The organism is Listeria ivanovii subsp. ivanovii (genome assembly GCF_900187025.1).
In the GTDB taxonomy this organism is placed as follows: domain Bacteria; phylum Bacillota; class Bacilli; order Lactobacillales; family Listeriaceae; genus Listeria; species Listeria ivanovii.
Window position 1 is genome coordinate 1,237,745 of the sequence record NZ_LT906478.1, and the last position, 25,983, is coordinate 1,263,727.

General features: G+C 34.3%; 33 protein-coding genes. 16 read left to right on the forward strand and 17 right to left on the reverse strand.

The features are described from left to right. Nucleotides 1-113 precede the first annotated feature (113 nt). The 3 genes from CKV67_RS06120 (at nucleotide 114) to CKV67_RS14630 (ending at nucleotide 2,430) form a co-directional block, all read left to right on the forward strand. Entirely contained in the window at nucleotides 114-809 is a 696-nt protein-coding gene (locus tag CKV67_RS06120) for an internalin N-terminal domain-containing protein (protein WP_014092640.1), read from the forward strand. 923 nt (nucleotides 810-1,732) lie between these two features. After that, nucleotides 1,733-2,248 carry a hypothetical protein gene (locus CKV67_RS06125; protein ID WP_014092641.1) on the forward strand — a complete coding sequence of 172 codons (516 nt, stop codon included), beginning with the start codon at nucleotides 1,733-1,735 and terminating at the stop codon, nucleotides 2,246-2,248. Nucleotides 2,249-2,271: 23 nt separating this feature from the next. Then, nucleotides 2,272-2,430 (forward strand): hypothetical protein, encoded by a 159-nt coding sequence (locus CKV67_RS14630; protein WP_155522404.1) that lies wholly within the window; start codon nucleotides 2,272-2,274, stop codon nucleotides 2,428-2,430. Nucleotides 2,431-2,666: 236 nt separating this feature from the next. Here CKV67_RS14630 and CKV67_RS06130 read toward each other — a convergent pair whose 3' ends face one another. Then, nucleotides 2,667-3,260 (reverse strand): YdeI/OmpD-associated family protein, encoded by a 594-nt coding sequence (locus CKV67_RS06130; protein ID WP_014092642.1) that lies wholly within the window; start codon nucleotides 3,258-3,260, stop codon nucleotides 2,667-2,669. Nucleotides 3,261-3,385: 125 nt separating this feature from the next. Continuing rightward, nucleotides 3,386-3,793 carry a VOC family protein gene (locus CKV67_RS06135; protein WP_014092643.1) on the reverse strand — a complete coding sequence of 136 codons (408 nt, stop codon included), beginning with the start codon at nucleotides 3,791-3,793 and terminating at the stop codon, nucleotides 3,386-3,388. A gap of 164 nt (nucleotides 3,794-3,957) precedes the next feature. Between CKV67_RS06135 and CKV67_RS06140 the strand changes: the two genes are divergently transcribed. Then, on the forward strand, nucleotides 3,958-4,569 hold the full coding sequence (locus tag CKV67_RS06140) for a histidine phosphatase family protein (protein ID WP_014092644.1): 612 nt from the start codon (nucleotides 3,958-3,960) through the stop codon (nucleotides 4,567-4,569). Nucleotides 4,570-4,613: 44 nt separating this feature from the next. Here CKV67_RS06140 and CKV67_RS06145 read toward each other — a convergent pair whose 3' ends face one another. Next, nucleotides 4,614-4,874 (reverse strand): hypothetical protein, encoded by a 261-nt coding sequence (locus CKV67_RS06145; RefSeq protein WP_025279902.1) that lies wholly within the window; start codon nucleotides 4,872-4,874, stop codon nucleotides 4,614-4,616. A 124-nt stretch (nucleotides 4,875-4,998) separates the two neighbouring features. On the opposite strand from CKV67_RS06145, the gene CKV67_RS06150 reads away from it, so the two are divergent. From CKV67_RS06150 to CKV67_RS06160, 3 genes are all read left to right on the forward strand, one after another. After that, complete coding sequence (locus tag CKV67_RS06150) at nucleotides 4,999-6,411, forward strand: DEAD/DEAH box helicase (protein ID WP_014092646.1); 1,413 nt, start codon at nucleotides 4,999-5,001, stop codon at nucleotides 6,409-6,411. Between the two features lie 24 nt (nucleotides 6,412-6,435). Then, nucleotides 6,436-6,699, forward strand: coding sequence for a DUF3116 family protein (locus CKV67_RS06155; RefSeq protein WP_014092647.1), 264 nt, complete (start codon nucleotides 6,436-6,438; stop codon nucleotides 6,697-6,699). Between the two features lie 151 nt (nucleotides 6,700-6,850). Next, on the forward strand, nucleotides 6,851-7,327 hold the full coding sequence (locus CKV67_RS06160; protein ID WP_025279904.1) for an NUDIX hydrolase: 477 nt from the start codon (nucleotides 6,851-6,853) through the stop codon (nucleotides 7,325-7,327). Between the two features lie 303 nt (nucleotides 7,328-7,630). Here the strand turns inward: CKV67_RS06160 and CKV67_RS06165 are convergent, their stop codons facing one another. Both CKV67_RS06165 and CKV67_RS06170 read right to left on the reverse strand, forming a co-directional pair. Further along, nucleotides 7,631-8,494: a GRP family sugar transporter gene (locus tag CKV67_RS06165; RefSeq protein ID WP_014092649.1), complete on the reverse strand. Its 864-nt coding sequence runs from the start codon at nucleotides 8,492-8,494 to the stop codon at nucleotides 7,631-7,633. A gap of 21 nt (nucleotides 8,495-8,515) precedes the next feature. Further along, the gene (locus tag CKV67_RS06170) at nucleotides 8,516-9,253 is read right to left on the reverse strand and encodes an SDR family oxidoreductase (RefSeq protein WP_014092650.1); all 738 of its coding nucleotides are present in this window, start codon (nucleotides 9,251-9,253) and stop codon (nucleotides 8,516-8,518) included. 93 nt (nucleotides 9,254-9,346) lie between these two features. Here CKV67_RS06170 and CKV67_RS06175 point away from each other — a divergent pair, with 93 nt between their 5' ends. Together CKV67_RS06175 and CKV67_RS14780 are read left to right on the forward strand one after the other, a co-directional pair. Beyond that, nucleotides 9,347-9,763 carry a MerR family transcriptional regulator gene (locus tag CKV67_RS06175; protein ID WP_014092651.1) on the forward strand — a complete coding sequence of 139 codons (417 nt, stop codon included), beginning with the start codon at nucleotides 9,347-9,349 and terminating at the stop codon, nucleotides 9,761-9,763. A 47-nt stretch (nucleotides 9,764-9,810) separates the two neighbouring features. Continuing rightward, complete coding sequence (locus CKV67_RS14780; RefSeq protein WP_155522403.1) at nucleotides 9,811-9,948, forward strand: hypothetical protein; 138 nt, start codon at nucleotides 9,811-9,813, stop codon at nucleotides 9,946-9,948. 88 nt (nucleotides 9,949-10,036) lie between these two features. On the opposite strand, the gene CKV67_RS06180 is transcribed toward CKV67_RS14780, so the two are convergent. Both CKV67_RS06180 and CKV67_RS06185 read right to left on the reverse strand, forming a co-directional pair. Then, the gene (locus CKV67_RS06180) at nucleotides 10,037-10,282 is read right to left on the reverse strand and encodes a hypothetical protein (RefSeq protein ID WP_003720361.1); all 246 of its coding nucleotides are present in this window, start codon (nucleotides 10,280-10,282) and stop codon (nucleotides 10,037-10,039) included. Then, nucleotides 10,279-11,484 carry an MFS transporter gene (locus CKV67_RS06185; protein WP_014092652.1) on the reverse strand — a complete coding sequence of 402 codons (1,206 nt, stop codon included), beginning with the start codon at nucleotides 11,482-11,484 and terminating at the stop codon, nucleotides 10,279-10,281. Before CKV67_RS06185 ends, CKV67_RS06180 begins: the two co-directional genes overlap by 4 nt. A gap of 207 nt (nucleotides 11,485-11,691) precedes the next feature. Here CKV67_RS06185 and CKV67_RS06190 point away from each other — a divergent pair, with 207 nt between their 5' ends. Continuing rightward, the gene (locus CKV67_RS06190; RefSeq protein WP_014092653.1) at nucleotides 11,692-12,351 is read left to right on the forward strand and encodes a Crp/Fnr family transcriptional regulator; all 660 of its coding nucleotides are present in this window, start codon (nucleotides 11,692-11,694) and stop codon (nucleotides 12,349-12,351) included. A 46-nt stretch (nucleotides 12,352-12,397) separates the two neighbouring features. Here CKV67_RS06190 and CKV67_RS06195 read toward each other — a convergent pair whose 3' ends face one another. From CKV67_RS06195 to CKV67_RS14655, 3 genes are all read right to left on the reverse strand, one after another. Continuing rightward, nucleotides 12,398-12,592: a hypothetical protein gene (locus tag CKV67_RS06195; protein WP_014092654.1), complete on the reverse strand. Its 195-nt coding sequence runs from the start codon at nucleotides 12,590-12,592 to the stop codon at nucleotides 12,398-12,400. A 64-nt stretch (nucleotides 12,593-12,656) separates the two neighbouring features. Further along, nucleotides 12,657-13,502 carry a YitT family protein gene (locus CKV67_RS06200; protein ID WP_014092655.1) on the reverse strand — a complete coding sequence of 282 codons (846 nt, stop codon included), beginning with the start codon at nucleotides 13,500-13,502 and terminating at the stop codon, nucleotides 12,657-12,659. 328 nt (nucleotides 13,503-13,830) lie between these two features. Then, nucleotides 13,831-13,968 carry a hypothetical protein gene (locus CKV67_RS14655; RefSeq protein ID WP_014092656.1) on the reverse strand — a complete coding sequence of 46 codons (138 nt, stop codon included), beginning with the start codon at nucleotides 13,966-13,968 and terminating at the stop codon, nucleotides 13,831-13,833. Between the two features lie 149 nt (nucleotides 13,969-14,117). Here CKV67_RS14655 and treR point away from each other — a divergent pair, with 149 nt between their 5' ends. Further along, complete coding sequence (gene treR, locus CKV67_RS06205; RefSeq protein WP_014092657.1) at nucleotides 14,118-14,831, forward strand: trehalose operon repressor; 714 nt, start codon at nucleotides 14,118-14,120, stop codon at nucleotides 14,829-14,831. A gap of 30 nt (nucleotides 14,832-14,861) precedes the next feature. Here treR and treC read toward each other — a convergent pair whose 3' ends face one another. Further along, the gene (gene treC / locus CKV67_RS06210) at nucleotides 14,862-16,508 is read right to left on the reverse strand and encodes an alpha,alpha-phosphotrehalase (RefSeq protein WP_014092658.1); all 1,647 of its coding nucleotides are present in this window, start codon (nucleotides 16,506-16,508) and stop codon (nucleotides 14,862-14,864) included. An 18-nt stretch (nucleotides 16,509-16,526) separates the two neighbouring features. After that, nucleotides 16,527-18,011 carry a PTS system trehalose-specific EIIBC component gene (treP, locus tag CKV67_RS06215; RefSeq protein ID WP_014092659.1) on the reverse strand — a complete coding sequence of 495 codons (1,485 nt, stop codon included), beginning with the start codon at nucleotides 18,009-18,011 and terminating at the stop codon, nucleotides 16,527-16,529. A gap of 115 nt (nucleotides 18,012-18,126) precedes the next feature. On the opposite strand from treP, the gene CKV67_RS06220 reads away from it, so the two are divergent. Next, nucleotides 18,127-18,588, forward strand: coding sequence for an NUDIX hydrolase (locus CKV67_RS06220; protein ID WP_014092660.1), 462 nt, complete (start codon nucleotides 18,127-18,129; stop codon nucleotides 18,586-18,588). Nucleotides 18,589-18,625: 37 nt separating this feature from the next. Here the strand turns inward: CKV67_RS06220 and CKV67_RS06225 are convergent, their stop codons facing one another. After that, nucleotides 18,626-19,090: a hypothetical protein gene (locus CKV67_RS06225; RefSeq protein WP_014092661.1), complete on the reverse strand. Its 465-nt coding sequence runs from the start codon at nucleotides 19,088-19,090 to the stop codon at nucleotides 18,626-18,628. Between the two features lie 188 nt (nucleotides 19,091-19,278). Between CKV67_RS06225 and CKV67_RS06230 the strand changes: the two genes are divergently transcribed. Continuing rightward, complete coding sequence (locus tag CKV67_RS06230; RefSeq protein WP_014092662.1) at nucleotides 19,279-20,214, forward strand: alpha/beta hydrolase; 936 nt, start codon at nucleotides 19,279-19,281, stop codon at nucleotides 20,212-20,214. Between the two features lie 106 nt (nucleotides 20,215-20,320). Here the strand turns inward: CKV67_RS06230 and CKV67_RS06235 are convergent, their stop codons facing one another. The 4 genes from CKV67_RS06235 to CKV67_RS06250 form a co-directional block, all read right to left on the reverse strand. Then, the gene (locus CKV67_RS06235; RefSeq protein WP_014092663.1) at nucleotides 20,321-21,568 is read right to left on the reverse strand and encodes a glutamate-5-semialdehyde dehydrogenase; all 1,248 of its coding nucleotides are present in this window, start codon (nucleotides 21,566-21,568) and stop codon (nucleotides 20,321-20,323) included. Further along, the gene (gene proB, locus CKV67_RS06240) at nucleotides 21,552-22,382 is read right to left on the reverse strand and encodes a glutamate 5-kinase (protein WP_014092664.1); all 831 of its coding nucleotides are present in this window, start codon (nucleotides 22,380-22,382) and stop codon (nucleotides 21,552-21,554) included. The genes CKV67_RS06235 and proB overlap by 17 nt, the downstream gene beginning before the upstream one ends. Nucleotides 22,383-22,548: 166 nt before the next feature. Further along, complete coding sequence (locus CKV67_RS06245) at nucleotides 22,549-23,688, reverse strand: PrsW family glutamic-type intramembrane protease (protein WP_014092665.1); 1,140 nt, start codon at nucleotides 23,686-23,688, stop codon at nucleotides 22,549-22,551. An 81-nt stretch (nucleotides 23,689-23,769) separates the two neighbouring features. After that, nucleotides 23,770-24,165, reverse strand: a complete 396-nt coding sequence (locus CKV67_RS06250) for a helix-turn-helix domain-containing protein (protein WP_014092666.1) — start codon at nucleotides 24,163-24,165, stop codon at nucleotides 23,770-23,772. Nucleotides 24,166-24,315: 150 nt separating this feature from the next. Between CKV67_RS06250 and CKV67_RS06255 the strand changes: the two genes are divergently transcribed. From CKV67_RS06255 to CKV67_RS06265, 3 genes are all read left to right on the forward strand, one after another. Continuing rightward, nucleotides 24,316-24,531: a helix-turn-helix domain-containing protein gene (locus tag CKV67_RS06255; protein ID WP_014092667.1), complete on the forward strand. Its 216-nt coding sequence runs from the start codon at nucleotides 24,316-24,318 to the stop codon at nucleotides 24,529-24,531. Nucleotides 24,532-24,684: 153 nt separating this feature from the next. Further along, entirely contained in the window at nucleotides 24,685-25,218 is a 534-nt protein-coding gene (locus tag CKV67_RS06260) for a matrixin family metalloprotease (protein ID WP_025279905.1), read from the forward strand. 14 nt (nucleotides 25,219-25,232) lie between these two features. Further along, nucleotides 25,233-25,901, forward strand: a complete 669-nt coding sequence (locus CKV67_RS06265) for a hypothetical protein (protein ID WP_014092669.1) — start codon at nucleotides 25,233-25,235, stop codon at nucleotides 25,899-25,901. The last annotated feature ends 82 nt before the right edge of the window (nucleotides 25,902-25,983 follow it).

The following is a 25,983-nucleotide window of genomic DNA, read 5'->3' on the forward strand; positions in this document are numbered from 1 at the left end:
TGTATATAGAGATGAGGAAAATGGATGTGAAAGAATTTGAATGAAGAGAAATTTTCAGAAAGGTTCCGCATGAAAATTTTCCTTTTCTAATTTTTTTAAAGGAGTGAAGATCAGTGAGAAAAAGTAATTGGTTAAAAAGTGTAGTAGTAGCAATGTTAGTATTAATTGTAGGTTTTTGTATTAATATTGGTTCTGGAACAAAGGTACATGCCGCAAATATTTTACATCCGATGCCTATTAATCAAATTTTTCCAGATCCTGATCTAGCGAAAGTAGTAAAACGAACTTTAGGAAAACAAAGTGTTACAGATGTAGTTTCTCAAAAGGAACTAGATAGCGTACAAGGATTAAATGGTAATGAAAGCAACATTAAGTCCCTGGAAGGATTACAACATTTTAATAAATTAGAAGTGCTATTTTTAGCTTCTAATCAAATAAAGGATATTACTCCATTGAAAAATTTAACCAATCTAAAAGTATTAGATTTGAAAGTGAATCAAATAAGTGATTTAACACCATTATATGGTTTGAAAAATTTAACCTCTCTAGATGTGGTTTATCAAAAAATAGTTGAAACACCGGTGACTTACGAGCCAGACTTGGTTATTCCAGTTACGGTTAAAAAACCAGATGGAAGCTTAGTTACTCCAAAATGTATTACAGATAACGGAGCCTATATATATGATGATATTATTTGGAACTTGCCAGCTTATAAAAAAGAAGTAAGTTATAAATTTGGGGAACGTATCCAAGTGGGGAAAGTAAGTACCACATTTACTGGTATGGTGAAACAGCCATTGACACGCTGACATCAAGGATTTTAGGATAAAACTTGGAGGATTTCAAAAAATCTAAACCCTCGCATTTTGCGGGGGTTTTTTATATTTTGATTTAATAAAAAATATCTATACAAGTAAAATACTAACTTTTTCTTATAAATAATTTTTAAGTGGAGATACATATTTGAAACAGGTTAAAAAGATTGTGAAGTATGTAAGTAGGTTTTTATTAACCCTTGATAATTCTTTTTGATCTTTCTATTTTATTTAAAAGGAGAGTAAAGAGTAGAGGAATTAAGTATGATTCTGCCTTTTTCAAACCTAAGAGGGCTTTATTGGAGTACAAATTAAATAGATAAAATAATTGTAAGGGCTAGAACTGGTCTATAAAATATACTCCTTTAATATAAACGAGTAGAGGATAGTATGCCTATTTAATAATACACTTCAATAGAGCATTTTTTGTTAAAGAAAAACGAGCTATTTTATTTTTATAATAATATATAAACAAAATGATTCTCAAATAAACTACACCAATACAAGCCCAGCAAGGAAGTCTCGAATATATTAATCTAGTGACAGGAACTCCTGTTTTTGTTATAATACAACAACTAATCTATATACATATATATACAGTCCTTATTTTAAAATTATGTTAAAAATAGTAATAAATTCTTCCTAGTTACTATAAAAATAGATAGTAAACTTATTCAAAAATGAATTTTTTGTGACAGCTTAATTTAACTTTGCATAAATTGTAAATAATGACTCAAAGAAAGAATATTTTAAGCATAAAAATCATTATCAGGCTCAAGCCCATGTAACAATTTTCTTAAGACAACCATTTTTATTGCCATCTGAAATAAAAAGGTAGCACTTCTTTACAGTTTCGGTTATACATACCTTACTCATGTTATCCTATATTTCTAAAACATCTTAGAAAGAGGGAAAACATGAAAAAACAATGGATAATTACAGTAGCCGCTTGTTTCATTTTTGCAAACATAGCACCATCAGTCTCATTAGCTAATGAGAATCAAGAAGAAAATAGTATAGGAGGGAAGATGTCTACCAATAGCAAGGCTGTTAATTTCTTAAATAGCAATTTAGAAACGAGTGCAGAACCAATCATCCAAATGGTTACTTCTAACCAAACGGATGGTGGTGGATCTAGTTATAAATATGTTTCCAAACAAGTAGTTAATTTAGAAAGCATAGGAGTTAACCTTGTATACAGAGCTTTGATTGCTGGTGGTCTTGGTTCCGTACGAATGGGAAAAGCAGCTGCTAGAGCGATGATTACAACAGGATTAAGTGGTTTATTTGATACCTATAAATATATGAGGCAAACGATTTACAAAAAATCAGATAAAAAATATTACTATTATAAAGTTATAAATGAATTTTCAAACAGTAAAACGACTTGGAAAGGTCCAGTAAAAACGAGTTATCAAAAAGTGAGAAGATAAAAACTATTAGGGAGCTAACCATCTTGAATTATAAAAAATGGATTGGATACATACTTTTTTTCATTGTAATATTTACTGCGGGGACACTTTTATTTAAAAATTTTGATATTAGCGTATTGATTATTGCAACGATTGCCTATTCAATAGCAATTATACCAACTATTAAAAAGAAAAAAGAATAATCTTTCAAAGATCTCAAATTTATTTTTGAGATCTTTTTTTAGGGGGATCAACATCCTAATAAATATACATATTTATTTGACTTCTATATGAAAAATAACCATAAATCAAGATAATTCAATTGAAAATGAAGCGTAAAATTTATTAAGAGAGGATGACATAAACGAAGAACAAAATAGCTAAAATATAAGCACCGATACAAAACAATCTTAAGCCTCGTGTCGGCGCTTCATTAAATTTAATCATTGAGTCCTAATCCATCAAATATCTGTTCCTGGTATTTTTCAATCCGTGAAACCCGTGTTTTAGATTGTTTTGGTGCTGCAAAAAATAGCAAGTAAGCTCGTTGACGTCCAGGCGTTAAAGCTTCGAATGCCTCTTTAAATGCAGGTAGCTCGTCAAATTTCGTTTGAAGTTCTTCGGGAATAGGGAATTCTCTATCCTGCTTCATCGCCACTTTTAGACCTGCAGCTTCTACTTCGATTGCATTTTGAATGTAACTTTTTAAAGTAGACTCCATATCTAAAATTTGTTGAAGGTTAGTGAATCTGATTTGCCTTGCAGCTTGCACATTTTCGGTTTGTTGTACTAAAATATTTGCAGGATCACGTAGTAGCGCACCTTTCATAAATAGAAGGGCACAGTATTCTTTAAAGCCATGAATGAGGAAGATATTGCCACTGTTTAAAGCGTAACAAGGTTTGCCCCATTTGAACTCTTCTGTTAGTCCAAACTCGACTGCAATTGCTCTTAAAGCTTTAAATTCTGCTTGCCAGTTGCTTGGTTTGTTAAGTAAAGCATCTACTTTTGGATTTAATTCCGTTTTTGCCATAAAAGAATACCTCGTTTCACTTGTTTATCATTCTGTGGTACGTGTTATTTTAACTTAAAATGAAAGGCCTTGCAAATTGGATGAAAAGAAAGAACCTGAAAGCTATTCCAGATTCTTTTTTGAAATTAAGATAAATTAAATTGCCAACCAATACCAAAGCGATCAGTAACCTGACCATATTTTTCTGACCAAAAAGTCTTGGTAAGTGGCATGATGACTGTACCACCTTCAGAAAGTTGGTTAAATTGCTTAGTAAGTTGCATTTCATCAGCTGTATCAATCACTAAGGTAATATTATCACCAAAAGTGAGTGGCATAGATTTAGGAATATCAGAAAACATCACTTTTACCCCATCAATCAGCAAACTAGCATTCATCACTAGATCTTTTACCTCGTCATCAATCGGTTCATTTTCTGGATGGACTTCGCCGTACGTCATTAAATCTGTACATGTACCCCCAAAAACTTCTTCATAAAACGTAATAGCATCTCTGGATTGTGTCCGGAAAGTCAAATAAACATTTAAAACCATTGGAACTCCTCCTCGATTTATATTCGTTCAAGTAAGAATCATTTAAGTGATTTTATTATAGCAGATGCAGTTGAAAAGAGGAAAAATTAAGATAATCAATTGTTTGACTTGGAGTTACTCCAGGATGGTAGACTATAAATAAGCCATATTTTGGAGGGAATTAGATGAAAAAAATAGTATATTTAATGCGTCATGGACAAACATTGTTTAATGAACGAAAAAAAATTCAAGGTTTTTGTGATGCACCACTGACAGAACTTGGAATCAAACAAGCCAAAATAGCGGGAAGCTACTTTCAAGAAAATAATATCCAGTTTGATAAAGTCTACAGTTCCACATCAGAAAGAGCTTCAGACACATTAGAATTAGTCACAAAAATGGATTACATAAGATTAAAAGGATTGAAAGAGTGGAATTTTGGAACATTTGAAGGGGAAAGTGAAGAGTTAAATCCAGCACTACCATACGGAGACTTTTTTGCTGCATATGGCGGGGAACGAGAAAAAGACTTCCAAAAGCGGATAGTTTCGACGATGGAGCGTATTATGAGTCAAGAGCCGCATGAAGTGATTTTGGCTGTTTCTCATGGAGCAGCATGTGCGCAATTTGCCCGTTACTGGGAAAACACAAGTAAAATTGGCAAAATAAGTGGGTTGAAAAACGGGTGCATTTTAAAATTCGAATATGAACATAGCGCATTTCGCCTTGTAAACTTCATCAATCATGATTTTGAGAACGGAGCGCATATCGAAGCAGTTAAAACAGCAACTAACTAAAAAATAGCCTCTTAATTAGAAATAGTTCTAATAAGAGGCTATTTTTATTGAAATAAATTCTTTATCTTATCCAAAAAACCACCAGTCAATTCATTTGCAGTATCTTCTATGTTTTCTGTAAGTCCGCTTGCTTGATCTTGTAGGTTCTCTGTAATATTGGTAGCTTTATCTTGCAGATTTTCGGTTACATTAGTTGCTTGATCGCCGAGTTCAGAAGCTTTAGTAGTGGCATCTTCTGTCAGTTGTCCTAATTTATCCAGTGGCAATGACTCCGTTACTTTATTCTTTAAATCCTCTAAATTCATTATTTTCCTCCTTGTTTTGGGGGCTTATAATTCATTTTAGAGGAAGAAAGCAGGAAGTACAAACAATTCGTATTATCCTAGGGGAACAAATATGGTATGATGGGATGAGGAAATGAGGACTGACATGAATAATTTAAATTTAAGTGAAGAAATTAAACGAGCAATTAATGAACTAGGATATAAAGAAGCGACACCTGTTCAAAAGGAAGTTATCCCTGTTGCATTAACAGGAAAAGACATTGTGGCAAAATCACAAACAGGAAGTGGTAAAACAGCCGCATTTGCGATTCCAATTGCTGAACAAGTCATTTGGGAAGAAAACAAACCTCAAGCATTAATTATCGTTCCAACTAGAGAGCTAGCTATGCAGGTTAAAACGGAATGCACTAATATAGGTAGATTTAAACGCATTAAAGCTGCAGCAATTTATGGGCAATCTCCCTTTGCTAAACAAAAATTAGAATTAAGCCAAAAAAATCATATCGTCGTTGGAACCCCGGGGCGTTTGTTAGACCATATTGAAAAAGGCACACTTAACGTGGATAAAGTTGCTTACTTAGTTTTAGATGAAGTAGACGAAATGTTAAGTATGGGATTCATTGATCAAGTAGAAGATATTTTGCAGTTTTTACCTAAAAAGCGCCAAAATCTATTCTTTTCGGCAACAATGCCAGAGGAAATGCAAGATTTAATCAAACGATATCAAGACGATCCCATTGTTATTGAAATGGCAGCAGAAAAAACAAACCCAATCACACATATCGAAATGCAAACAGAGAATAAAGAAAAGACGCTCCAAGATGTTTTAATCACAGAAAATCCAGATAGTGCGATTATTTTTTGTAACACTAAAAATCAAGTAGATGAACTAAGTGACTTACTACAAGTAAATACAGCTAAAATCCATGGAGGTTTACGACAAGAAGAGCGTTTCCGTGCGATGGATGATTTTAAAAGTGGCAAATCGCGCTTTTTAATTGCAACAGATGTAGCTGGTCGTGGGATTGATGTGGAAAATGTCACGCTAGTAATTAATTATGACTTACCAATCGAAAAAGAAAACTATGTGCACCGAATCGGTCGTACTGGTCGCGCGGGAAACAGTGGAAAAGCAATCAGTTTTGTCAAAACAAACGAAAATCCCTTACTTAGAGATATGGAAGATATGCTAAAAATCACGATTGAAAAGAAACGTAAACCAACCATTATCGAAGTAAAGGCAAGCGAAGAAGCTTTCCGCAAGAAACAACAAAAACGTCCAACCATCAAAAAAGCTCGTGGCGAAAAGCTGAATAAAAATATTATGAAACTGTACTTTAATGGCGGGAAAAAGAAAAAAATTCGAGCTGTGGATTTTGTAGGAACCATTTCAAAATTAGAAGGAATTACATCAGAAGATATCGGTATTATTACTATAGAAGATCATGTGTCATTTGTAGAAATTCTTAATGGTAAAGGACCAGCTGTGCTTGAAATGATGCGTTCGCGTAAAGTAAAAGGTAGACAGCTAAAAGTGAACGAAGCAAGAAAGCGATAATTTAAAGAAAAGAAGGTTGCTGGCATGGAAAGACCTAGTAATAGTCTTATTCTAATGGTACTAAATGTCGTTAAAAATCCAACGTATAACATAAAATCATTAACGATTAATTTTTTGGAAAATGATGTTGTTGGAGATTCTACTAGAAATCAGCTTTTATACTGCACTTATTGGCTAGAATTCCATGGTTTTATTCAACGTGATGAAAGTAATATTAAACAGAAATATTATAGCATCACCAAACAAGGAGATTTTTTACTGCAGAAAATTAAAAATGAACTTTCATAGTTTGTTCATAGTCTATTCATATTTATTCGTTATATTAAGAATAACCTTTTTTCAATGAAATATCTCACCTGACAGCATCCGTCTCCCTACTAAAACGCGGATGCTGTTATTTGTGCTATACTAAAACAAAAATGAAAATGTAGGTGGAAACATGTATCAATATACACTTTGCTTTATCGAGCGTGCAGATGAAATTTTATTATTAAATAGACAAACAAGTCCGTGGATGGGAAGTTGGAATGGAGTAGGTGGGAAAATTGAGCAAGGGGAATCGCTTCTTCATTCGATTAAACGTGAAATTGCCGAAGAAACAGGCATTCCCGCAACGGATTATCAGATTCGTGATATTGGCGTAATGAAATGGTTTGTCGGTGGAGAAAATCTTGGCGGCATGCATTTATTTATCGCAAAACTTCCTGATAATTATCAGTGCTCAACTCCCATAGCTACAGAGGAAGGCATACTTGATTTTAAGAAAAAAACTTGGATTTTAAATCCTGAAAATACCGGCATTGTCAATAATCTCCCGTACATACTCCAACATATTCCCCATAAATCAAACAGAATAGAAATTTCGACCGACTATCATGAAAATATATTATTAGATATAAGTCATCAACTTTTATAAAAAGCATTGTGCCTAGGTAAGTACCTCACTAAATACTAAACTTTTTCTAGTATTTGGTATTTTTTAAAAGCGTAACGGAGAAAGTAGTATTCGCTTCTCCTTCTTTAGCACATCGAAAGGAAGTAAATACATTTATTGAGAGAGACGACGAATAAACTGATAATGGTGGGGGCTAGACCAAATTATCTCTAACATAAATAATAAGCAGGAATCATCTCTATTCCATTTTTTTAATGGCGATATATAATGATTCCTGCTTATCTATTTTCATTATTGTGTTTTAGTTATGTCTAAGCTTCAGCGCTACTTGACCATCCCTAGAAGAGTTCCACCAATTATAATTAGGAAGCACCCTATCACTGTTAGGAACAATTCTCGTTTTGTATTGGCTTCTTTTAAAATAAATATTCCGCCTAGGGTTGAAATAACAATACCTGCCTGAGAAAGAGAAAAGCTTGTTGCGAGTCCAACTTTTTCCATTGCAATAAACATAAATAAGTTACCAATCGCCCATGTAAGACCAGTAAGGATATTTAACCTTGTTTTTCGTTCAATTATATCTTTCTTCTTGCAAATACAGAGAGCTCCTATTAACATTCCCACAGCTTGCGGAAGTATCACTGCGGTAGATTCAACATCGTACATCACTTGTCCATACCTTACTATAATTGTATATAACACAAATCCTACAGTAGATATCAGTAATGGAAGAAACTTTAGGTAGCCTTTGGAATTTTCTTTTTTCATTATCTGTTTTTCTTCATACGCGGTGAATATCGCCCCAAGAATAAGTAGGATAATAGCAGTACTGCCAAGAAGATAATCCCGATTTGTTTGCCATTCTTGAAAAATCAATACAGCAACCATTGTATTAACTATCAATTGCAGACCAGTTGACATTGGTACTGTTTTTGAAACACCTATTTTATAAAAGGATTGAAAATACATGCTTTGCCCCAAAACCCAAAATAGTCCTGAAATCAAACCAATAATCCATGTTGCTGTACTTAAATACGGTGTGAAAATAAAAAGGGAAAGTAGCCCTATAATGAATGCACCCATTGTCATTCCTAGTGTTTGTTGACGAAAATTCCCACCAAGTTTTCCAGCAATTAATCCGATACTTCCCCAAGCAATTGCAGGTATTAAAGCAATTAATATATCCATAATAATAACCCACTCATAAATTTATGCGTTCCCTCCTCGTTGCCGTACAACAATAGTTGATGTATCAATATTGCTTGGCTGATTAATGGCAAATAAAACTGCTTCTGCAATACTTTCAGGTGAAATAGCTAACTTTCTAATTTCTTTAAGTCCGTTTATAATGTCTTCTTCTGTAATATCTTCTCCTAATTCAGTATCTGTCACCCCAGGAGCCAGTAGGGTAAGTTTGATACGTCCATCAAGTTCCCTTCTAAGGCCTTCATGAATTGCACGAATAGCAAATTTTGTTCCTGCATAAATAACCCCTGTGGGTTCTGCATTATAACTAGCGACTGAACCTGTTGTGATAATCTGACCATCGCCTGCTTCAAGCATAATTGGCATAACGGCTGCTAACCCATGTAAAACACCTTTGATATTCACGTCCACCATCTTATCCCATTCATCAGTTTTAAAAGATTCTACATGAGATAATGGCATAATTCCTGCGTTGTTAAACATAACATCAACTTGACCAAATGTAGCTAATGATACTCGAACTAATTCATCGACTTCTTCTTTCTTTGTGACATCTGTCACGGCATAAATTGCTTCACCTCCGTTATCAACAATTGTCTTAACAATTGTTTTTAAGCGATCTTCACGACGGGCTCCCAAGACAATTTTCGCTCCTTTTTTCGATAGCAATAGAGCAGTTGCTCGACCAATACCACTACTTGCTCCTGTAATTACAATAACTTTTCCTTTGATATTAGACATATATGATATTCTCCTTTCTTATTATGATACAATAAAAGCATAGCACCTTAGAGTTAGTCTCAGTCAAGCAAATATAGTAGGAGCGTGAAAAATATGACTTATACAATTAAAGAAGTAGCCACAATAATGAATATCTCTGCACATACATTACGGTTTTATGATGATCATGGATTATTTCCTTTTGTACATCGGGATAAAAATAATGTACGTCAATTTTCTGAAAAAGACTTAGAGTGGGTATATGTTGTTCAATGTCTGCGAACAACTGGGCTTCCCATTGAGCAAGTGAAGCATTATATAAATATGTGTGTTGAAGGTGACGCAACAACAGAAGAGCGTTACAACCTAATGTTACAACAACGCGAGGTCATGCGAGCTGAATTACAAAAAATTGAAAAACAATTGAAAATGCTTGATTATAAAACGCAATACTATCATAATATTTTATTTAATGAGAAAAAAGATTTGCATAATCCTTTTATTTTTGATAGTCCGATACAAGAACTGTAAGATTAATTTTAATTACGTAAATAGCAATGTATCTGGGCTTTAGTTTTTTGAAGTGCTATCAACTCACTACCGAATTATTACTTGCACGAATTGATGAGATAATTATTCATGAAAGAATCCAAATTGAAGTACACTATAAATTCGGCTTAAGTGATTTAGGTGCACTCACTAAAAAAATGGTATAAAAAAAGAGGCATGATTTCAATGCCTCTACTGAAATGAAACTATACTTGCTTATGAATAACTACCATTAGCGCAATGCTTTTACTAATATCATGAAGTGGTAAAGTAGTTTGCTTGCCATCTACTAATTAAATCTTTGGCATCCTCTGTGGATAACTTTTTGTGGCCAATAATTTGTTCTTTAGCAATTTCTAAACTTTCAAAGTGATCAATTAATCGCTGTGCAGGGTTATTAATATATACATCACTTAAAAGAATGGAAGCTGTTTTTTCTGTCTCAGCAGCGTGAATTCCAACGATATATCCTGCTGCTGTAACTAATAATAATTTATTCATATTTCTTCGCTCCCTTGTATTTGTTCTACTGTGTTATGAACCGATTTTTTTCTAGATAAAAACATATAAATGAAAATACAGGAAAAGGCAATCAAACCTGCAATAATATAAATGCCTTGGAACGACAATACATGATGGATTTCGCCCATAATATAAGGACCAATTCCTAAGCCTAAATCAAGCCCAATAAAATAAGTAGATAACCCAATCCCAATTCGATGTGGCTCACAAACTTTTAAACAAACTGCTTGGCCATTTGACATAAAGGTGCCGTAACCCAAGCCAATCAGTCCACCTGAAATAAGTAAAACTAAACTAGAAGTCGCAGTGCTTAAAACTACTAAACCTACTGCCAAAAAGATATAACTAGGGTACATAACATATTTTTCGCCCTTCACATCAAAGATTTTCCCGGACATCGGTCTTGTAAAGGTAATAACCAACGCATAAACAACAAAGAAAAAAGTTCCAGCACTTACTAAATTAATTTCTCTTGCATAAGAAGCGAGGAATGTGAGTACACTGGAATAAGAAATCCCCATTAAAAAGGCAATAAACGTAATTGGAATAACTTTGTATTCGATAAAACTTTTCACAGTCCAAGTTTGTAAAGCTTTTTTGTGTTCGGGTGTTAAAACAATATTTTTAACTGGAAGATAGAAACAAAGAATGGCTGTTAGGAAAACAATGACAGAAGAGAAAATAATAATCGTATAAAAATTTGTATGACTTAATAAAATCATCCCAATAAAAGGACCAATAGCAGCTGCGAGACTCGTGCTAAGACCGTAATAATTAATTCCTTCTCCATTTCTAGATGGAGGAATGTAGGCTGTTACAATCGCGTTGGTGGCCGTAGATGTTGTTCCATACGCAAAACCATTTAAGAAGCGAATAAAGAACATTATCCCAATGGTCGGCATATATAAGTAAGCTACCGTAGTTAGTAAGAAAAATAAAATGCCATATCTTAAAACTCGCTGACGTCCTAGTAATTCTAACTTTTTACCCATATATAATCTGGCAAGTAAAGTCCCGATAATATAAATACCGGAAGCAAAACCAGCCTCACCAAGTGACGCATTCAATTCCTCTTGGGCGATTACGGCGATAATAACCATCAGCAAATAATAAACCAGATAAACAACAAAGTTAATCAATGTAATCAAGATAAACCCCTTATTAAATAATTTTTCTTTCATAAAATAAAATCCCTTTCTACTTGTAATCTGTTATTTTTCTCAGCGACAAGCAATATTATAGGGGATTTTTCTTTTGGATACTTTTTAATTTGGTAAATCTTTCTGATATATACAAATATGTATAACAAATGTTGAAAAAAATGGTAATATTATTTTGTATGATTAATAAGTTAGTTTATTAGTACAAAGAAAAAAGGACGGTGCACAATGGATTATGACATACTTGATAACTACGTAAGTTCCAATGATTTCCAAATAATCACTAGAAAAAAACGGAAATATTTAACTTATGAAGGACTGGAAGATTCTTATGTCTATATATTAAAAAAGGGAATTATTAAAACAAGTATTATTTCTAGAGATGGCCGAGAATTTAATCTAGGCTATATCAATAAAATGGATATTGTGTCTCTTTTAAAAGATGAGTACTCTCAGTTTGCCAATGCACCATTTAACATTCGCGTGGAATCAGACAGTGCTGAGCTTTATCAAATTGACCGAGTTCGATTTTGGAAAGACGTCAATCAGGATCAGGATTTACAATTTTATGTAAAAGATTATTATCGAACGCGATTGCTCCAATCTATCAAAAAAATGCAACAAATGCTGATGAATGGGAAATTGGGTGCAATCTGTACGCAATTATATGAGCTTTATACTTTATTCGGAGTGGAAATAGAAGACAACCAATATTTAATCGACTTTTTAGTGAGTAATGAAGAAATTGGTCATTTTTGTGGGATAAATTCTGCGAGTAGCGTCAATCGTATTTTTCAACAATTAAAAACAGAAGGGGTAATTACGATGCGTAATCGCTATATCATTATAAAAAAATTAGATGTTATCCAAGAAAACGTTATTTTTTAATAGAATCCATTAGAAAAGCACTGCAAAAGTTGACTGCAGTGCTTTTCTATCCTCTTTTTTTAAACGAATAGCGGATTCTAAGTGTAATTGTCCCAATAATGATTAACAATAAGCCAACCATCAAGTTTTCTAAATCACTAAAATCCCAGAAAATCGAAATCCCAATGTTAGATAGTCCTAAAAAAACAAAAACCAAGCCGACAACAAGCAAAACGATATATGCTGGTTTAGACATTTTCATAAGGACGCCTCACTTACTAATAATAATTTCCCCATTATTGTAACATAAGTTATCCTTTTCGACATTATTCGCTTGTTATTTGTTTTGTAAAACCTTCACCAACCACACTTTGAACATCATTAATAATAAAGAATGCTTTTTCATCATATTTATTCACAATTTTGGTAAGTGGTAGAAGCTGATCACGACTAATTACAATATAAAGAATTTTTTTATCTTGGCGCATGTAGAATCCTTGCCCGTTAAATAGCGTAATTCCGCGTTCCAAATTGGCATCAATTTCTGTAGCAATTTCCTCATAGTAGTCAGAAATAATTGTAACAGATTTTTTAGGATTATAACCTTCAAGAATGAAATCCAGTACTTTGGTCGAAATATAAAGCGAAACGACAGTAAACAACATATTTTCGAAACCAATAACAAAAACAGATGGGATAACAACAATTAAATCAAAGAATAATAACGCATAGCTAGTATTCCATCCAAGATATTTATTAGCAATTTTTGCTAGAATGGCACTACCAGCAGTTGTTCCGCCACCATTCATAATTAGTCCCATACCAATTCCCATCATTAACCCGGCAAAAATCGCAGCTACAATGGTTTGGTTCGCCAAAAAAGCAAGTGGCTCAGAAAAATGTAAGAATAGGGAAGTGAAACTAATAGCGACAATCGTCCACACAATAGTCATTCGATCTAGAAATTTATAGCCTATAATAAGTAAAATACCGTTGAAAATGAGCGTCGTAATCGCTGGAGTCCAGCCGAGTAAGTAATAAAGCATCATCGTTAACCCAGTAACGCCACCTTCACCAAGATTATTTGGGATAGCAAAAACATTGACTGCGAGTGAAAAAATCAACGCTCCTACAATAATTTTTGCAATGTTCCAACCAGTTTTCTTTTTCATCTCCATTTCTCCTTTCCACACAAAAAAAAACCCAAGAATACCACCAAAACGGCACTCTGGAGTCTTTTTATAAAAAAAGCATTAACTGACATCTCTGCCATTAATTGTCTCACCATAAAAAATTGCTATTCATTTCAACACAATTTACAATATACCATAAAAAATAATGACCTTCAAGCACTTTTAAGTAAAAAAATTAACCAAAAATAGCTAAGAATGGCATTAAATTAAGTAAAAATAATCCGATAAGAACACTGATAACAATTTTAATGACAAGTGGTTTTTCGCTTGCTGCTTTTTTCATATTATTTCCCCCCTTAACTTACGCTTACTTTGCCCAGTGCACAAACTCATTTTTAAGTGGCATATAAGTGGCAGTTTTTTTCTTATAAATTTGATAAGCAAGTAAAAATCCTAAAAATGCTGGAACTATTATTGCAATTATGGTTAAAATAACTTTAGTCAAAAAAATTACCTCCTCTTAAATCAAACACGTGAACAATACTTTCTAATATTAGTGTAACAAATTTCACGTGATTTTGGTAATAAAGCGGGTTAATAAATTTCGGTTACATTTAATTGCAAATATGCTACAATTACGGTGGGTGAATTAATTTGAATAAAAAAAATAAATTTTTCGATATTTATTTAGAACTAGAGCATGATATTACATCAGGCGTTTATCCGGCAGGGACATTACTTCCAAGTGAAAATGTTCTGGCTAAGCGTTTTTCAGTATCCCGTGAAACTATTAGAAAAGCACTCGTATTATTACTCGAAAATGGCTGCATTCAGAAACTTCAAGGAAAAGGATCTATTGTCATTGATCGAGAGCGATATTCATTTCCTGTTTCTGGACTTACTAGCTTTAAGGAATTGCAAGAGTCTGAGCATATGAATGCAACGACAAAAGTTATTAAAAATGAACGAACGACCTTACCAGATCGAATTGCTGACTTCGCGGGACTTCAGCGCGGGTCTTCATGTCTCGAAATTTTACGAGTACGTTATATAGAAGAAGCAACTATATTAGATTATGATTATTTACTAGATGAAACGATCGAACCAATTGAAAACAGTATCCTTGAAGATTCGCTGTATCAATATTTAGAAAATGAAAAAGGCTACGAAATAAGTTATGCACAAAAAGAAATTACTGTGGAGCCGTTAAATGCTACTGATAAAAAATATTTAGCACTCCATGGAGATACGCATGTTGTTGTCGTAAAAAGCACAGTGTTTTTAAAAGATACTACGCTATTTCAATATACAGAATCTCGCCATCGACTGGATAAGTTTCGTTTTATTGATTTTGCTAGAAGGCGCTAAAAAGCCCGAGAAAGTGTCTCGGGCTTTTTATTATTGAAGTAAAGTTAGTGTTTCGTAAGGAGAAAGCTCTATGGTCGAATTAAGCTCTTCCCGCTGATAGTTAGAAAGTAAGATTTTAGCATTTGAGAATTCACTTGGAAGCGTTAAAATCTGCTTTTCTAAAGCAAAGTTGTGAATCGAGAGTAGCTTAGAATCTTCAAGCGAACGTGTATAAGCGATAACAGAATCTTCATCCGTAAGAGTAGGTGTATAATCGCCATTTTGAATGACAGGATATTCTTTCCGTAGAGCTATTAATCTTTGGTAAAAATAGAAAATACTTGTTTTCGTTTGTAAAGCTTGCTGAGCATTAATTTCACTTGCATTTTCTGCTACTTTTAGCCAAGGTTTTCCAGTTGTAAAACCTGCATTTTCAGTATTATCCCATTGCATTGGTGTGCGGCTATTATCACGGGAGCGTTCTTTAATAATCGCCATTACTTCTGCTTCAGAAAATCCTTGTTGTTGTAAAATATCGAAATGATTTAGAGTTTCAATATCAACATAATCATTAATCGTAGGGAATTTTGGATTCATCATCCCAATTTCTTCGCCCATGTAAATAAACGGAGTACCACGCATAAAATGAGTTGTTGCAGCAAGTAGGGTAGCGGCATGATAATTATGTGCAGGCGAATCAGAGACAAATCGCCCCAGAGCTCTTGGCTGATCGTGATTATTCCAAAACAGCGCATCCCAACCGTTTTCCTCAGACATAGCTACTTGCCATGTATGGAAAATAGATTTTAAAGTTGCAAAATTCATTTCCCCTAAACGCCATTTTTCACCATTTGGATAATCTACTTTCAGATGATGAAAATGAAATACCATGGATAATTCTTTTTCTTCCGGATTACTATAGCGAACACAATTAGCGATATCAGTAGACGACATCTCGCCAACAGTAATAATTGGTTTTTCACCAAAAGTGCGTTCATGTAGTTCCTTTAAATAAGTGTGAATTTTAGGACCATCCGTATAGAAACGTCTGCCATCACCTTCAAAATCATCTTCTAAAAATTTAGGTTTCGAAATAACATTAAGGACATCTAGTCGGAAACCTTCCACACCTTTATCAATCCAAAAATTAACTACATCATAAAGTGCATCCCGGACATTAGGATTTTCCCAGTTCAAATCAGCTTGTGTGACATCATATAAATGCAAGTAGTACTCTGCCGAATTGGGTAATTTTTCCCAAGCATTACCACCAAATTTGGATTCCCAGTTTGTTGGAGGAGTGCCGTCTCTCTTACCTTCACGGAAAAAATAGAAGTCACGGTAAAATGGATCACCCGCCAAAGCCTTTTGAAACCAAGGATGTTCAGTAGAAGTATGATTAAGTACTAAATCAATCATAATTCCAATGTTTCTTTTTTTTCCTTCACGAATCAGAGTAGAAACATCATGCATCGTTCCAAACAACGGATCAACAGCTGTATAGTCGGCTATGTCATAACCGTTATCATTTTGAGGGGAAGGATAAAATGGATTAATCCAAATCATTTCAACCCCTAATTTTTGTAGATAATCAAGTTTAGCAGTGATTCCAGGAATATCGCCAATCCCGTCACCATCTGTATCAAAAAAAGATTTTGGATAAACTTGATAAATTGTTTTTTGAGCAAAAGTTGTCATATAGAAAAGCCTCACTTTTTAGTTGGTTGTTTTAACAGATTCACGATACTCTTTTTTTCCAAAAGTACGAATTGGTGCAGTGTCTACTTTATTTAAAATATTATATTTGCGGAATAGAACAGTAAGAATGAATGGAACAACAATGGTAATCAGCATACATAACGCGAATATAGCATAATATTTTGGATTAATGGAAAGGATTCCTGGTAAGCCACCAACACCAATAGAATTTGCCATTACTCCGCTTGAAACAGAGACGACTGCGGCGAGAGCTGAACCAATCATTGCAGCAACAAATGGGTATAAGTATTTTAAATTAATACCGAACATCGCTGGCTCAGTCACTCCAAGATAACAAGAAATAGTTGCCGGGATCGACACTTGCTCTTCTTTTTCATTTCCACGATGTAAGAAAATTATTGCTAGAACAGCTGAACCTTGCGCGATATTTGAAAGTGCAATCATCGGCCATAGATTGGTACCACCGAATTGACTCATCAATTGTAAATCAATTGCATTCGTCATATGATGGAGTCCAGTTACAACGAGTGGAGCATACAAGAAGCCAAATAGGGCAGCGAATAACCAGCTAAGTCCACCTGTTAACCCAGCATAAACCACGTTCGAAATTGCATCGCCAATTTTCCATCCAATTGGTCCAAGAATGACATGGGCCGCAAGAACTGTTGGTACAAGGGCAAAAAATGGAACAAAAATCATTGAAATCGCATTCGGAATAAATTTACGCAACCAAATTTCTAAATAAGCGAGTAAAAAACCAGCCATAATTGCTGGAATAACTTGTGCTTGGTACCCAATCATTTGCACTTGAGCAAAGCCGAAGTCCCAAACTGGAATATCACCAGCTTTTGTTTCCACCACACTATAAGCATTTAATAGTTGAGGTGAAACGAGTGTCAAACCAAGGACAATCCCAAGAATTTGAGTTGTACCCATTTTTTTCGCAATCGACCAAGTAATTCCAACTGGTAAGAAGTGGAAGACCGCTTCTCCGATTAACCATAAGAAACTATAAACGCCTGCCCAAAATGGATAGACATCAACAATCGTTTTCGTACCATCATCTAAAAATTTAATATCCCCAATGACGTTACGGAAACCAAGAATAAGACCACCAACAACAATAGCGGGAATGAGTGGTGTGAATATTTCTGCCAGACCTGCAAGCATTCGTTGTAGTATACTCATATTTTTCTTCGCATCTACTTTGGCATCTTCTTTATTGACACCTTCAACTCCAGTAATTTTCGAAAATTCATTATAAAAAATAGCTACATCATTACCAATAATTACTTGGAATTGTCCAGCTTGTGTGAATGTACCTTTTACCGCTGGAATTTCTTCAATTGCTTCGATGTCTGCATTATCTGGATTTTGTAAAACAAAGCGCATTCTAGTAGCACAGTGTGTGACAGAAGAAATATTTTCTTTACCACCGATTAATGTTAAGAGCTCACTTGCATCCTTTTTATAGTCAACCATAAAGCTTCCTCCTTTTTAAACTTGTATATACAAATTGTTCGCCATTACTATACTATAAAAAAGGTGAAAGCGCAACCAATTTATATGATAAAATGAAAAAGAAGGAGTGATTTTAATGAAACATATTAGAACGGTGGCAATTATACAGCATAAAGACAAAATTTTACTACATTCAGCTCAAAATGAAAATTATTGGACACTTCCAGGTGGAGCGGTGGAGGAAGAATCTACAAAAGAGGGTCTAATCCGAGAAATGATGGAAGAATTAGGTGAAGTGGTCGAGATTAAGGAGTTAAAAATCATTGCGGAAAATCAGTTTTTCTATCGGGGAAATAAAATCGATAGTGTGGAGTTTTACTATCAGGTTGAATTATTACCAAAAAGTCTTTTAATTGAAAAAGATTCATTTGTAAGAACAGAAGCATTTGGACAGTTTGGAGATCAGCCATATGCATTAACGTTTAAATGGTTTAATCTAAATCAGTTGGATCATCTAGTACTATTACCAGCGTTCCTTGCTACTGAATTACAACAAATGGAACCAAATCAGGTGAAACATATTGAACAGCTTACATAAAAAAACCACGAAATTTGATTTTCATGGTTTTTATCGTTTAATTTGTTAAAGAAACTAGCGCAATTTCTTTCTTACTAATATCTAAAAACGGTACTTTAACTCTTGTATCTAGGCAGTAAGCATTATAAAGTAATGGTTTTAAGGTGGTAGTAGAATTTTCTACTTGTCTAACAAAGTTACCAATTTCTTGATATAAAATTTCAATATTTTTTAAACTACCAATTTTAGAGTCAATCCGGTTTTCGCTAACATTAACATTAGAATTGGTTACTTTTTCGTTAAATTCATCGTTGATAGCATCTTTGGTACGTTCAATACGAGTGAATCTGGTATCTTCCCAATCAATTTCAATAATGTGGCAGTCATCAAGCTGTAAGAAATCACCAGTCCAAAGCTTTCCATCAATTTCTACGATCATCCTAGTCTCAGGAAAAACCTCTTTGTTACGATACTTTTTTAGTAAATAATCATACATTTGTAATTGCGCTAAACAGTTATCCATGTGTGTCAACTCCTTATAAAAATAGTATAGCATATTGTGATTATATGAACAAACTTTTGCAGATAAATGAATAGTTGGAACTGTAACTTTTTAACTAGTTATACAAAAGTCCTAATAAGAATGCTGTAAATAGTGAAAATAAAGCTTAGATGGTATACTAAATATAAGATGAATCGGGAGGGAGACACATGTACAAACAAATAAAATTAAAAGCAGTAGATGGCTTGGATTTACATATACATATTTGGGATGAGGTCGAAAATCCAGTCGGGATAGTTCAAATTGTTCATGGAATGGCAGAGCATGGTGCTAGATACCGTCATTTTGCTGAGCGCCTAAACCAAGCAGGATTTATAGTCATAGCTGATGATCATCGCGGTTTTGGTAAATCCGCTAGCGATGAGGCATACTTAGGTCACTTAGATGAAAATACAGGTTTTAAAGATATGCTTCAAGATGAAGTGATGGTGAAAGACTATTTAAAGAGAACATACCCTGGATTGCCATATTTCCTTTTTGCTCATAGTATGGGAAGCTTCCTCGTTAGAACTTTTATGACGAAATATGAAGCAGATGGCGTAATGCTTTCTGGTAGCGGTTTGCAACCAGAACCTTTGTTAAAAATGGGACAACTCATTACAGCACAGCGAGTAAAGAAGGATGCTATGAAAAGAAGTGGATTTCTTAATAAGTTAGCATTTTGGGGATATAATAAACCATTTAACGAAAATCACCGTTTCAGTTGGCTCACAAGAGATCCTGCAGTATATCAAGCTTATGAAGAAGATCCGTTTTGTGGTCCAGTGGTGGGGACAACAGGTTTCTTCCATAACCTTTTTGAAGCGGTAAAAGTGAGCCAGCAAATGGAGACCTATCAAAGTGTGCCTAAAAAATTACCTATATTATTGCTATCAGGTAGTGATGATCCTGTAGGGCATTTCGGTAAAGACACGCCAAAAATTGCTTTAGCCCTTGAAAAAGCGGGGGTAGAAGATGTTACCTATAAAATTTATGAACATGCCCGTCATGAATTAGTAAATGAACTTTGTAAAGAAACTGTTTTTCAAGATGTGATTATGTGGATGAATGCTCAAATAAAAAGATTGGAACAAAGAAGTATATAAAATAAGCAAGAATCATTGTCTATATCCATTACAAAAAATGGAGAAGATAAGATTCTTGCTTTTTAAATTTTCAGCTGTTTGTTGCTACTTTTTGTCTTAGCTTTTTTTAGTTTCTAATTTGTCCATCGCCAAAAATGATATATTTTGTAGAAGTGAGTTCAGTTAACCCCATTGGACCACGCGCATGTAGTTTTTGTGTGCTAATGCCAATTTCTGCTCCAAAACCCATTGCAAAGCCATCAGTAAAGCGAGTGGAGGCATTGATATAAACGGCAGCAGCATCAACTTTTTGATGGAAAGCTTGACCAGTAGAATAATCATTTGAAACGATTGCTTCAGAATGTTTTGTACCATATTTATTAATATGTTCAATCGCTTCATCAGCCGAATCAACTACTTTTACAGCTAAAATGAAGTCTAAAAACTCAGCTTCCCAGTCAGATTCTGTAGCTTCTTTGGCATCAGTTAAGATTAGTCTAGCTCGATCATCCGCGCGTAATTCCACTTGGTATTTTTTCAGTTCTATTTCCATTGCTGGCAAGAAATCTTCAGCAACTTCACGATGAATGAGTAACGTTTCAGCAGCATTACAAACAGAAGGACGGGAGCATTTTGCGTTTATTAAAATGTCAATCGCCATTTGTTTCTCTGCTGCTTTGTCTACGTAGATATGACAATTTCCTGTTCCAGTTTCGATAACTGGGACGGTGGCATTTTCTAGTACAGTTTGGATAAGTTTTGCGCCGCCTCGAGGAATAAGCACATCTAAAAAGCGATTAAGGCGCATCATGTCACGAGCAGTTTCCCTAGAAGTATCTTCAATTAACTGTACACTAGAACGAGGGAATCCTGACGATTCTATGGAATTTTGAATGACAGACATTAAAGCTTTATTGGAGTTAATTGCATCACTTCCACCTCGTAAAATAACCGCGTTACCAGTTTTGAAGCAAAGGACAGAAGCGTCTACAGTGACATTTGGACGAGATTCATAAATAATTCCAATTACTCCAAGCGGAACTCTTGTTTTTCCGATAGTTAATTCGGCATCATTTTTCCACATATGAATCACTTCACCAATAGGGTCTTTCAATGCGACAACTTGCTTGACTGCTTCAGCTATTTCTTTGATTCGTTCTTCTGTTAAACGAAGCCGATCAACCATTGTTTCTGGTGTTCCTTTTTCGTTTGCCCGAACAATATCCTTTTCGTTCGCTTGAAGAAGTTTATCTGTATTAGCCAATAAGTCATCGCTTAATTGAAGTAACGCAGCATTTTTTTCTTTTGTACTTGCTTGGGCTAAAAATATAGCTGCCTCTTTTGCAGCAGCTCCTTGTTTAATGAGTTCTGTCATCTGAATATTCCTCCTTTTGGCTAGCAAATAAAGTACCGACTGGTTTGCCTTGCATAATATCGAAAATAACAGCGGGATTTTTCCCATTAGTTAAAATCATTTTTTGACCACCATCAATACAATAAGAGGCAGCAGAAAGTTTTGTTAACATACCGCCAGTTCCAAATTCAGATCCTTTTCCTCCAGCTAGAGCCTCAATTTCAGGAGTGATTTGATTGATTTCAGAAAACATAACTGCATCTGGATCAGTTGTAGGGTTTGTTTCATAAAAGCCATCAATATCAGACAATATAATCAGTAAATCTGCCTGTACAAGTTTAGCAACAATAGCAGAAAGAAGGTCGTTATCACCATATTTAGTAATATGCTCAAGTTCCTCTACAGCGACTGTGTCATTTTCATTTACAATCGGGATAATGCCTCTATTTAAAAGACTTTCAAGTGTATTCATTACATTTTCTCGGCTAATAGGGAAGTCAGTCACATCGCGTGTAAGCAAGACTTGTCCAACAACTTGTCCATACTCACCAAAAAATTTGCTATAAATATGCATTAGTTCACTTTGACCAACGGAGGCGACTGCCTGTAGTTCAGGAATACTTGTTGGCCTAATTGGGAGTTGTAGTTTATGACAACCAACGCCAATTGCTCCGGAAGAAACAAGAATAACTTCTTTACCTTCATTACGTAAATCGGATAAAACCATCGCTAATTTTTCAATCGTACGTAGATTAATATGGCCATTTCCATACATTAATGTACTAGTACCAACTTTGATCACTAATCTCTTACTATTCTTTAAAGATTCGCGCATTTCTATGACCCCTCTGTTAATTAGATAATACTTCTATTTTACATGAAAATGACGATATGTCTATAATAGATTACTGTTTTACAATTTAAATTTATAATTTTCGGTATTCTTTTTAAAAGAAGCAATAAAAAAGAGCTCTAAGAAATTTTCTTAGAACCCTTTTTGCTTATTTTGAAGATTTGCTAGCTGCTGAAATTACTGACACTTGTTTTAAACCTCTGCTAATTAAGCGCAGAATAACGAACCAAACGACTACAATTAATACGATTTGTTTAAAGTCAATTGCTGGTAGTGGATTGAATGGGGAATCCCAAACAAAGTGTAAGGCGATAGGGATAATGAATAGTTTCCAGAAAGTTCCTGTGAAAATATGGTGCATCCCAAGTTTTTCGTCGCCTTTTGCAATAACGAGTGCAGCACCGGCAATCGCCGCCCATACTACATGACCACCAATAGACTGCCATCCACGGCTGAAAATAACATTCATCATAGTTTCGCCAGCAATATGGATATCCTTGAATAGAAACGCTGCATCGACACTATAATTAAATGCATATCCAAGTGATTCAAAAGCAGCAAATCCAGCACCAACTGCGGCACCTATAAGTAGTCCATTTAGAATATACTTAGAATTTAATGAACGAATGAAGAGGGCCACAATGATCATTTTCCCAGTTTCTTCAATAAAGCCAACTAATAGGGCATTAAAGTAATTTAATTTTCCAACTGGAATAATCGAATAGATGACAAGCGTAGCAACAAGCGCTGCGACACCCCCAATGAAAAACATCCGAACAACATCGAAAACACTAATATTACGAGGTGCATTCGTTTCAAAAAAGAATAATAATACCGAAAATGGAACTGCGAATGAGCCAATCACCATAAGACCAGGAATCGTATTAGTATTATCGAATAAATAAGTACAAGCAAGAAGTAAAAAGTAAGTGACGATTAAAACAAGAAAAACTCTTGAGAATACCCAAGGATGTGGCCAAGTACTTGATATTTCACTTGTTGCGGGGGTGGTGTATTTTGTTCCAGCAATAAAGACTTTTTCGCCTTCTTCTTTGGAGTGTTTTTTGAAAACGGCGGAAAAAAGGTGACCGATTTTTAGTTCAGAGTTCCCGTGACTTTGTGCATGTCGATATAATTCTGTCTGTTTAAATGTTACCCACTCCGGATGAGGGGATTTTTGAACCAGTGTGGAATCGTGAATCTCCCTTTTTTTATAGAGAGCAACTATCTCTACATTAGTAAAAGGTCCCACTTTCTGCTCATTCTTTTTGAAGTACCATTCTGACAAATGAAACTCCCCCTTTGCTTTTATTATTTTGACACTATTAATTATTCCCAAAAAAAGCAGAAGTTAAACGAAGATAGAGCTTTACTTATTAAGTTTTTTCGCTTGTTCATAAATAAAATCAACCGAATCAGCAAGAAAGTGAGCAGACTCGTTAGCTAATGGGAAACCGTCCAATTTTAAATCATCCTCATTTCTTAAATCTTCACTGATTTTCGTCATTCTTTTGCCGATATCTTTTTCACTTTCAAGTTCACTAGGCGCAAAAGTGGGTATGCTTTGTTGACCTAGTAAATAATCAACACTGACATCATAAAGTGTGGCAATTTGTGTGACCATATCTAGATCTGGCTCACGGATGCCATACTCCCAATTACCATAAGTAGAAGGTGCTTTAAGTCCAAGTCTTCGAGCTGTTTCTGCTTTTGACCAACCTTGTTTTTCTCTGAGTAACGTAAGTCTGTTACTTAAATTTGGCATAATTTCACTCCTTTCTGTTCGATTATACAATATCTTACTCAATTTAGCTATATTTTAACACAGAACGTATTAATTATCAATTGACAGTCACTGAATGAGTTGTTATTATAGTATTAACAGCTCAAACTGTGTAGATAAGGAGAAGATGACATGAAAGCAGCAGACACCAGAAGAATTAATACGGATAAAATTCGAGAGTTACGATTGCAGCGGGGAATTACACAAGCTTTTATTGCGAGAAAGATGGGATACAAGTATACATCGGGATATAGTAATATAGAAAAGGGAAGTGTTAGATTGTCACACAAAAATGCTGTTATTTTAAGTGAAATTTTAATGTGTGATTTAAAATGCTTTTATGAGTGAAATATCAGTTAAAGTAAATTTTGAGTAAGAAAAGCAATTTTATAACTAAGGGTGAATTGGAAAATAATGAAAAAGCACACAAATCGAGTGTTTTTTATTATTCCTAATTAAAAGCACACAATGTGTGACAACTATAAAAAGGGAGCAAACAACTTGATGAAAAAAACTTTACCAAAAATTCTTATTTTTATGTTGTTAATTGTATTTTTTATTCCGACTAATGCGAGTGCTTATACAAAGGCTGGTTTTGTAATGACGAAATCTAGTGCAAAGAACTTTAAAATTTATATCAATGGTTCAGCGAAAGGGTTTAAAAGTATCATTTTAAATGGTGCGAAATCCTGGAATCCTTCTCCATATCTAAACACGATTAGTATGGGAAACGATGTTAATCCACATTTTACTGTCAGTAACTCAGCAACTAATAAAGGAGACATTGTGGCAATATGTAATACAAGCTACTATAAAACAAATAAAATAGTTGCTAAGAATGAGATTACCCTTTATAAGCAGTTTCGATCGCTATCAACCAATCATAAAACCGAAACGATCGTGCATGAATTTGGTCATGGTTTTGGTCTAGGTCATGTGAAAACAAAAAATGCTATTATGTTAGATAAGGGCTTTATAAATAAAATAAAACCACAAGCAGATGATTTAAATGGTATTAAAGCGTTGTATAAGTAGAAGGAGGCTTTAAGATGAAGTTAAAAATAGTAGTTATTACAGCCTGCTCAGTTATTCTAGGCATATTAACAGCTTGTTCCAATAATGAGAGTGCAAAAGAAAAGCAAACCGAAGAACAAACGGTAAAACAAAGTGAATCAGAACAAGTAACATCGAAAAATGGCGTTGTTTCCTATCACGGGAAATATCTTGAACTTGCTGAAAATATGGATGAACTTGAAAAAGATGCACCAATTATTATTAAGGTTTTAAAGAAATCGGAGAAAATAACTATTACTAAAGAGACAAAAGAAAATACTTTCCCGACAGATTTTTATACAATGAGTGATGTAGAAATAAAAAATATCGAAAAAGATGAAACCGGAAAATTGAAAGAAAATATGATGATTAAAGTCTTAGAATATAGTGTAGAAAATGCTCAGATTGATGGCAAAAAATATGATTTAACAATTGATGGTTACAAAAATATGGAAGAAGGCAAAGAATACACTTTATTCTTAGAAAAAAACACCTCTGGCGATAACTATGTATTAGCAAATGCAGTACTTAGCAAATTCCCAGTTGAAAAATTAGCTAAAGAGGAATTGTTTTTAGACGACGGTAAAAATTTAGAGGAAACAGAAGGTATGGAAGCTACGTATCAAGATATCTATGAAGATGTAATGGAAGAATATAGTGAATAAAAAAGTTGAAGATCTCGGTATAAATATCGGGGTCTAATCTGATTTATGTTAAAATAAAAAACTTAATAAATTATTTTAAATC

Excerpts from the sequence above, each read along its gene's own strand:
- CKV67_RS06125 (WP_014092641.1), top strand. The coding sequence starts at position 1,733 with ATGAAAAAACAATGGATAATTACAGTAGCCGCTTGTTTCATTTTTGCA.
- CKV67_RS06255 (WP_014092667.1), top strand. The coding sequence starts at position 24,316 with ATGAAAGCAGCAGACACCAGAAGAATTAATACGGATAAAATTCGAGAG.
- treC (WP_014092658.1), bottom strand. The coding sequence starts at position 16,508 with ATGACAACTTTTGCTCAAAAAACAATTTATCAAGTTTATCCAAAATCT.
- CKV67_RS06175 (WP_014092651.1), top strand. The coding sequence starts at position 9,347 with ATGACTTATACAATTAAAGAAGTAGCCACAATAATGAATATCTCTGCA.
- CKV67_RS06135 (WP_014092643.1), bottom strand. The coding sequence starts at position 3,793 with ATGGTTTTAAATGTTTATTTGACTTTCCGGACACAATCCAGAGATGCT.
- CKV67_RS06150 (WP_014092646.1), top strand. The coding sequence starts at position 4,999 with ATGAATAATTTAAATTTAAGTGAAGAAATTAAACGAGCAATTAATGAA.
- CKV67_RS06250 (WP_014092666.1), bottom strand. The coding sequence starts at position 24,165 with ATGCCAAATTTAAGTAACAGACTTACGTTACTCAGAGAAAAACAAGGT.
- CKV67_RS06195 (WP_014092654.1), bottom strand. The coding sequence starts at position 12,592 with ATGAAAATGTCTAAACCAGCATATATCGTTTTGCTTGTTGTCGGCTTG.
- CKV67_RS06185 (WP_014092652.1), bottom strand. The coding sequence starts at position 11,484 with ATGAAAGAAAAATTATTTAATAAGGGGTTTATCTTGATTACATTGATT.
- CKV67_RS06140 (WP_014092644.1), top strand. The coding sequence starts at position 3,958 with ATGAAAAAAATAGTATATTTAATGCGTCATGGACAAACATTGTTTAAT.
- CKV67_RS06200 (WP_014092655.1), bottom strand. The coding sequence starts at position 13,502 with ATGAAAAAGAAAACTGGTTGGAACATTGCAAAAATTATTGTAGGAGCG.
- CKV67_RS06180 (WP_003720361.1), bottom strand. The coding sequence starts at position 10,282 with ATGAATAAATTATTATTAGTTACAGCAGCAGGATATATCGTTGGAATT.
- CKV67_RS06130 (WP_014092642.1), bottom strand. The coding sequence starts at position 3,260 with ATGGCAAAAACGGAATTAAATCCAAAAGTAGATGCTTTACTTAACAAA.
- CKV67_RS06230 (WP_014092662.1), top strand. The coding sequence starts at position 19,279 with ATGTACAAACAAATAAAATTAAAAGCAGTAGATGGCTTGGATTTACAT.
- CKV67_RS06155 (WP_014092647.1), top strand. The coding sequence starts at position 6,436 with ATGGAAAGACCTAGTAATAGTCTTATTCTAATGGTACTAAATGTCGTT.
- CKV67_RS06235 (WP_014092663.1), bottom strand. The coding sequence starts at position 21,568 with ATGACAGAACTCATTAAACAAGGAGCTGCTGCAAAAGAGGCAGCTATA.
- CKV67_RS06165 (WP_014092649.1), bottom strand. The coding sequence starts at position 8,494 with ATGGATATATTAATTGCTTTAATACCTGCAATTGCTTGGGGAAGTATC.
- CKV67_RS06145 (WP_025279902.1), bottom strand. The coding sequence starts at position 4,874 with ATGAATTTAGAGGATTTAAAGAATAAAGTAACGGAGTCATTGCCACTG.
- CKV67_RS06170 (WP_014092650.1), bottom strand. The coding sequence starts at position 9,253 with ATGTCTAATATCAAAGGAAAAGTTATTGTAATTACAGGAGCAAGTAGT.
- CKV67_RS06220 (WP_014092660.1), top strand. The coding sequence starts at position 18,127 with ATGAAACATATTAGAACGGTGGCAATTATACAGCATAAAGACAAAATT.
- treP (WP_014092659.1), bottom strand. The coding sequence starts at position 18,011 with ATGGTTGACTATAAAAAGGATGCAAGTGAGCTCTTAACATTAATCGGT.
- CKV67_RS06265 (WP_014092669.1), top strand. The coding sequence starts at position 25,233 with ATGAAGTTAAAAATAGTAGTTATTACAGCCTGCTCAGTTATTCTAGGC.
- CKV67_RS06225 (WP_014092661.1), bottom strand. The coding sequence starts at position 19,090 with ATGGATAACTGTTTAGCGCAATTACAAATGTATGATTATTTACTAAAA.
- CKV67_RS06160 (WP_025279904.1), top strand. The coding sequence starts at position 6,851 with ATGTATCAATATACACTTTGCTTTATCGAGCGTGCAGATGAAATTTTA.
- CKV67_RS06190 (WP_014092653.1), top strand. The coding sequence starts at position 11,692 with ATGGATTATGACATACTTGATAACTACGTAAGTTCCAATGATTTCCAA.
- proB (WP_014092664.1), bottom strand. The coding sequence starts at position 22,382 with ATGCGCGAATCTTTAAAGAATAGTAAGAGATTAGTGATCAAAGTTGGT.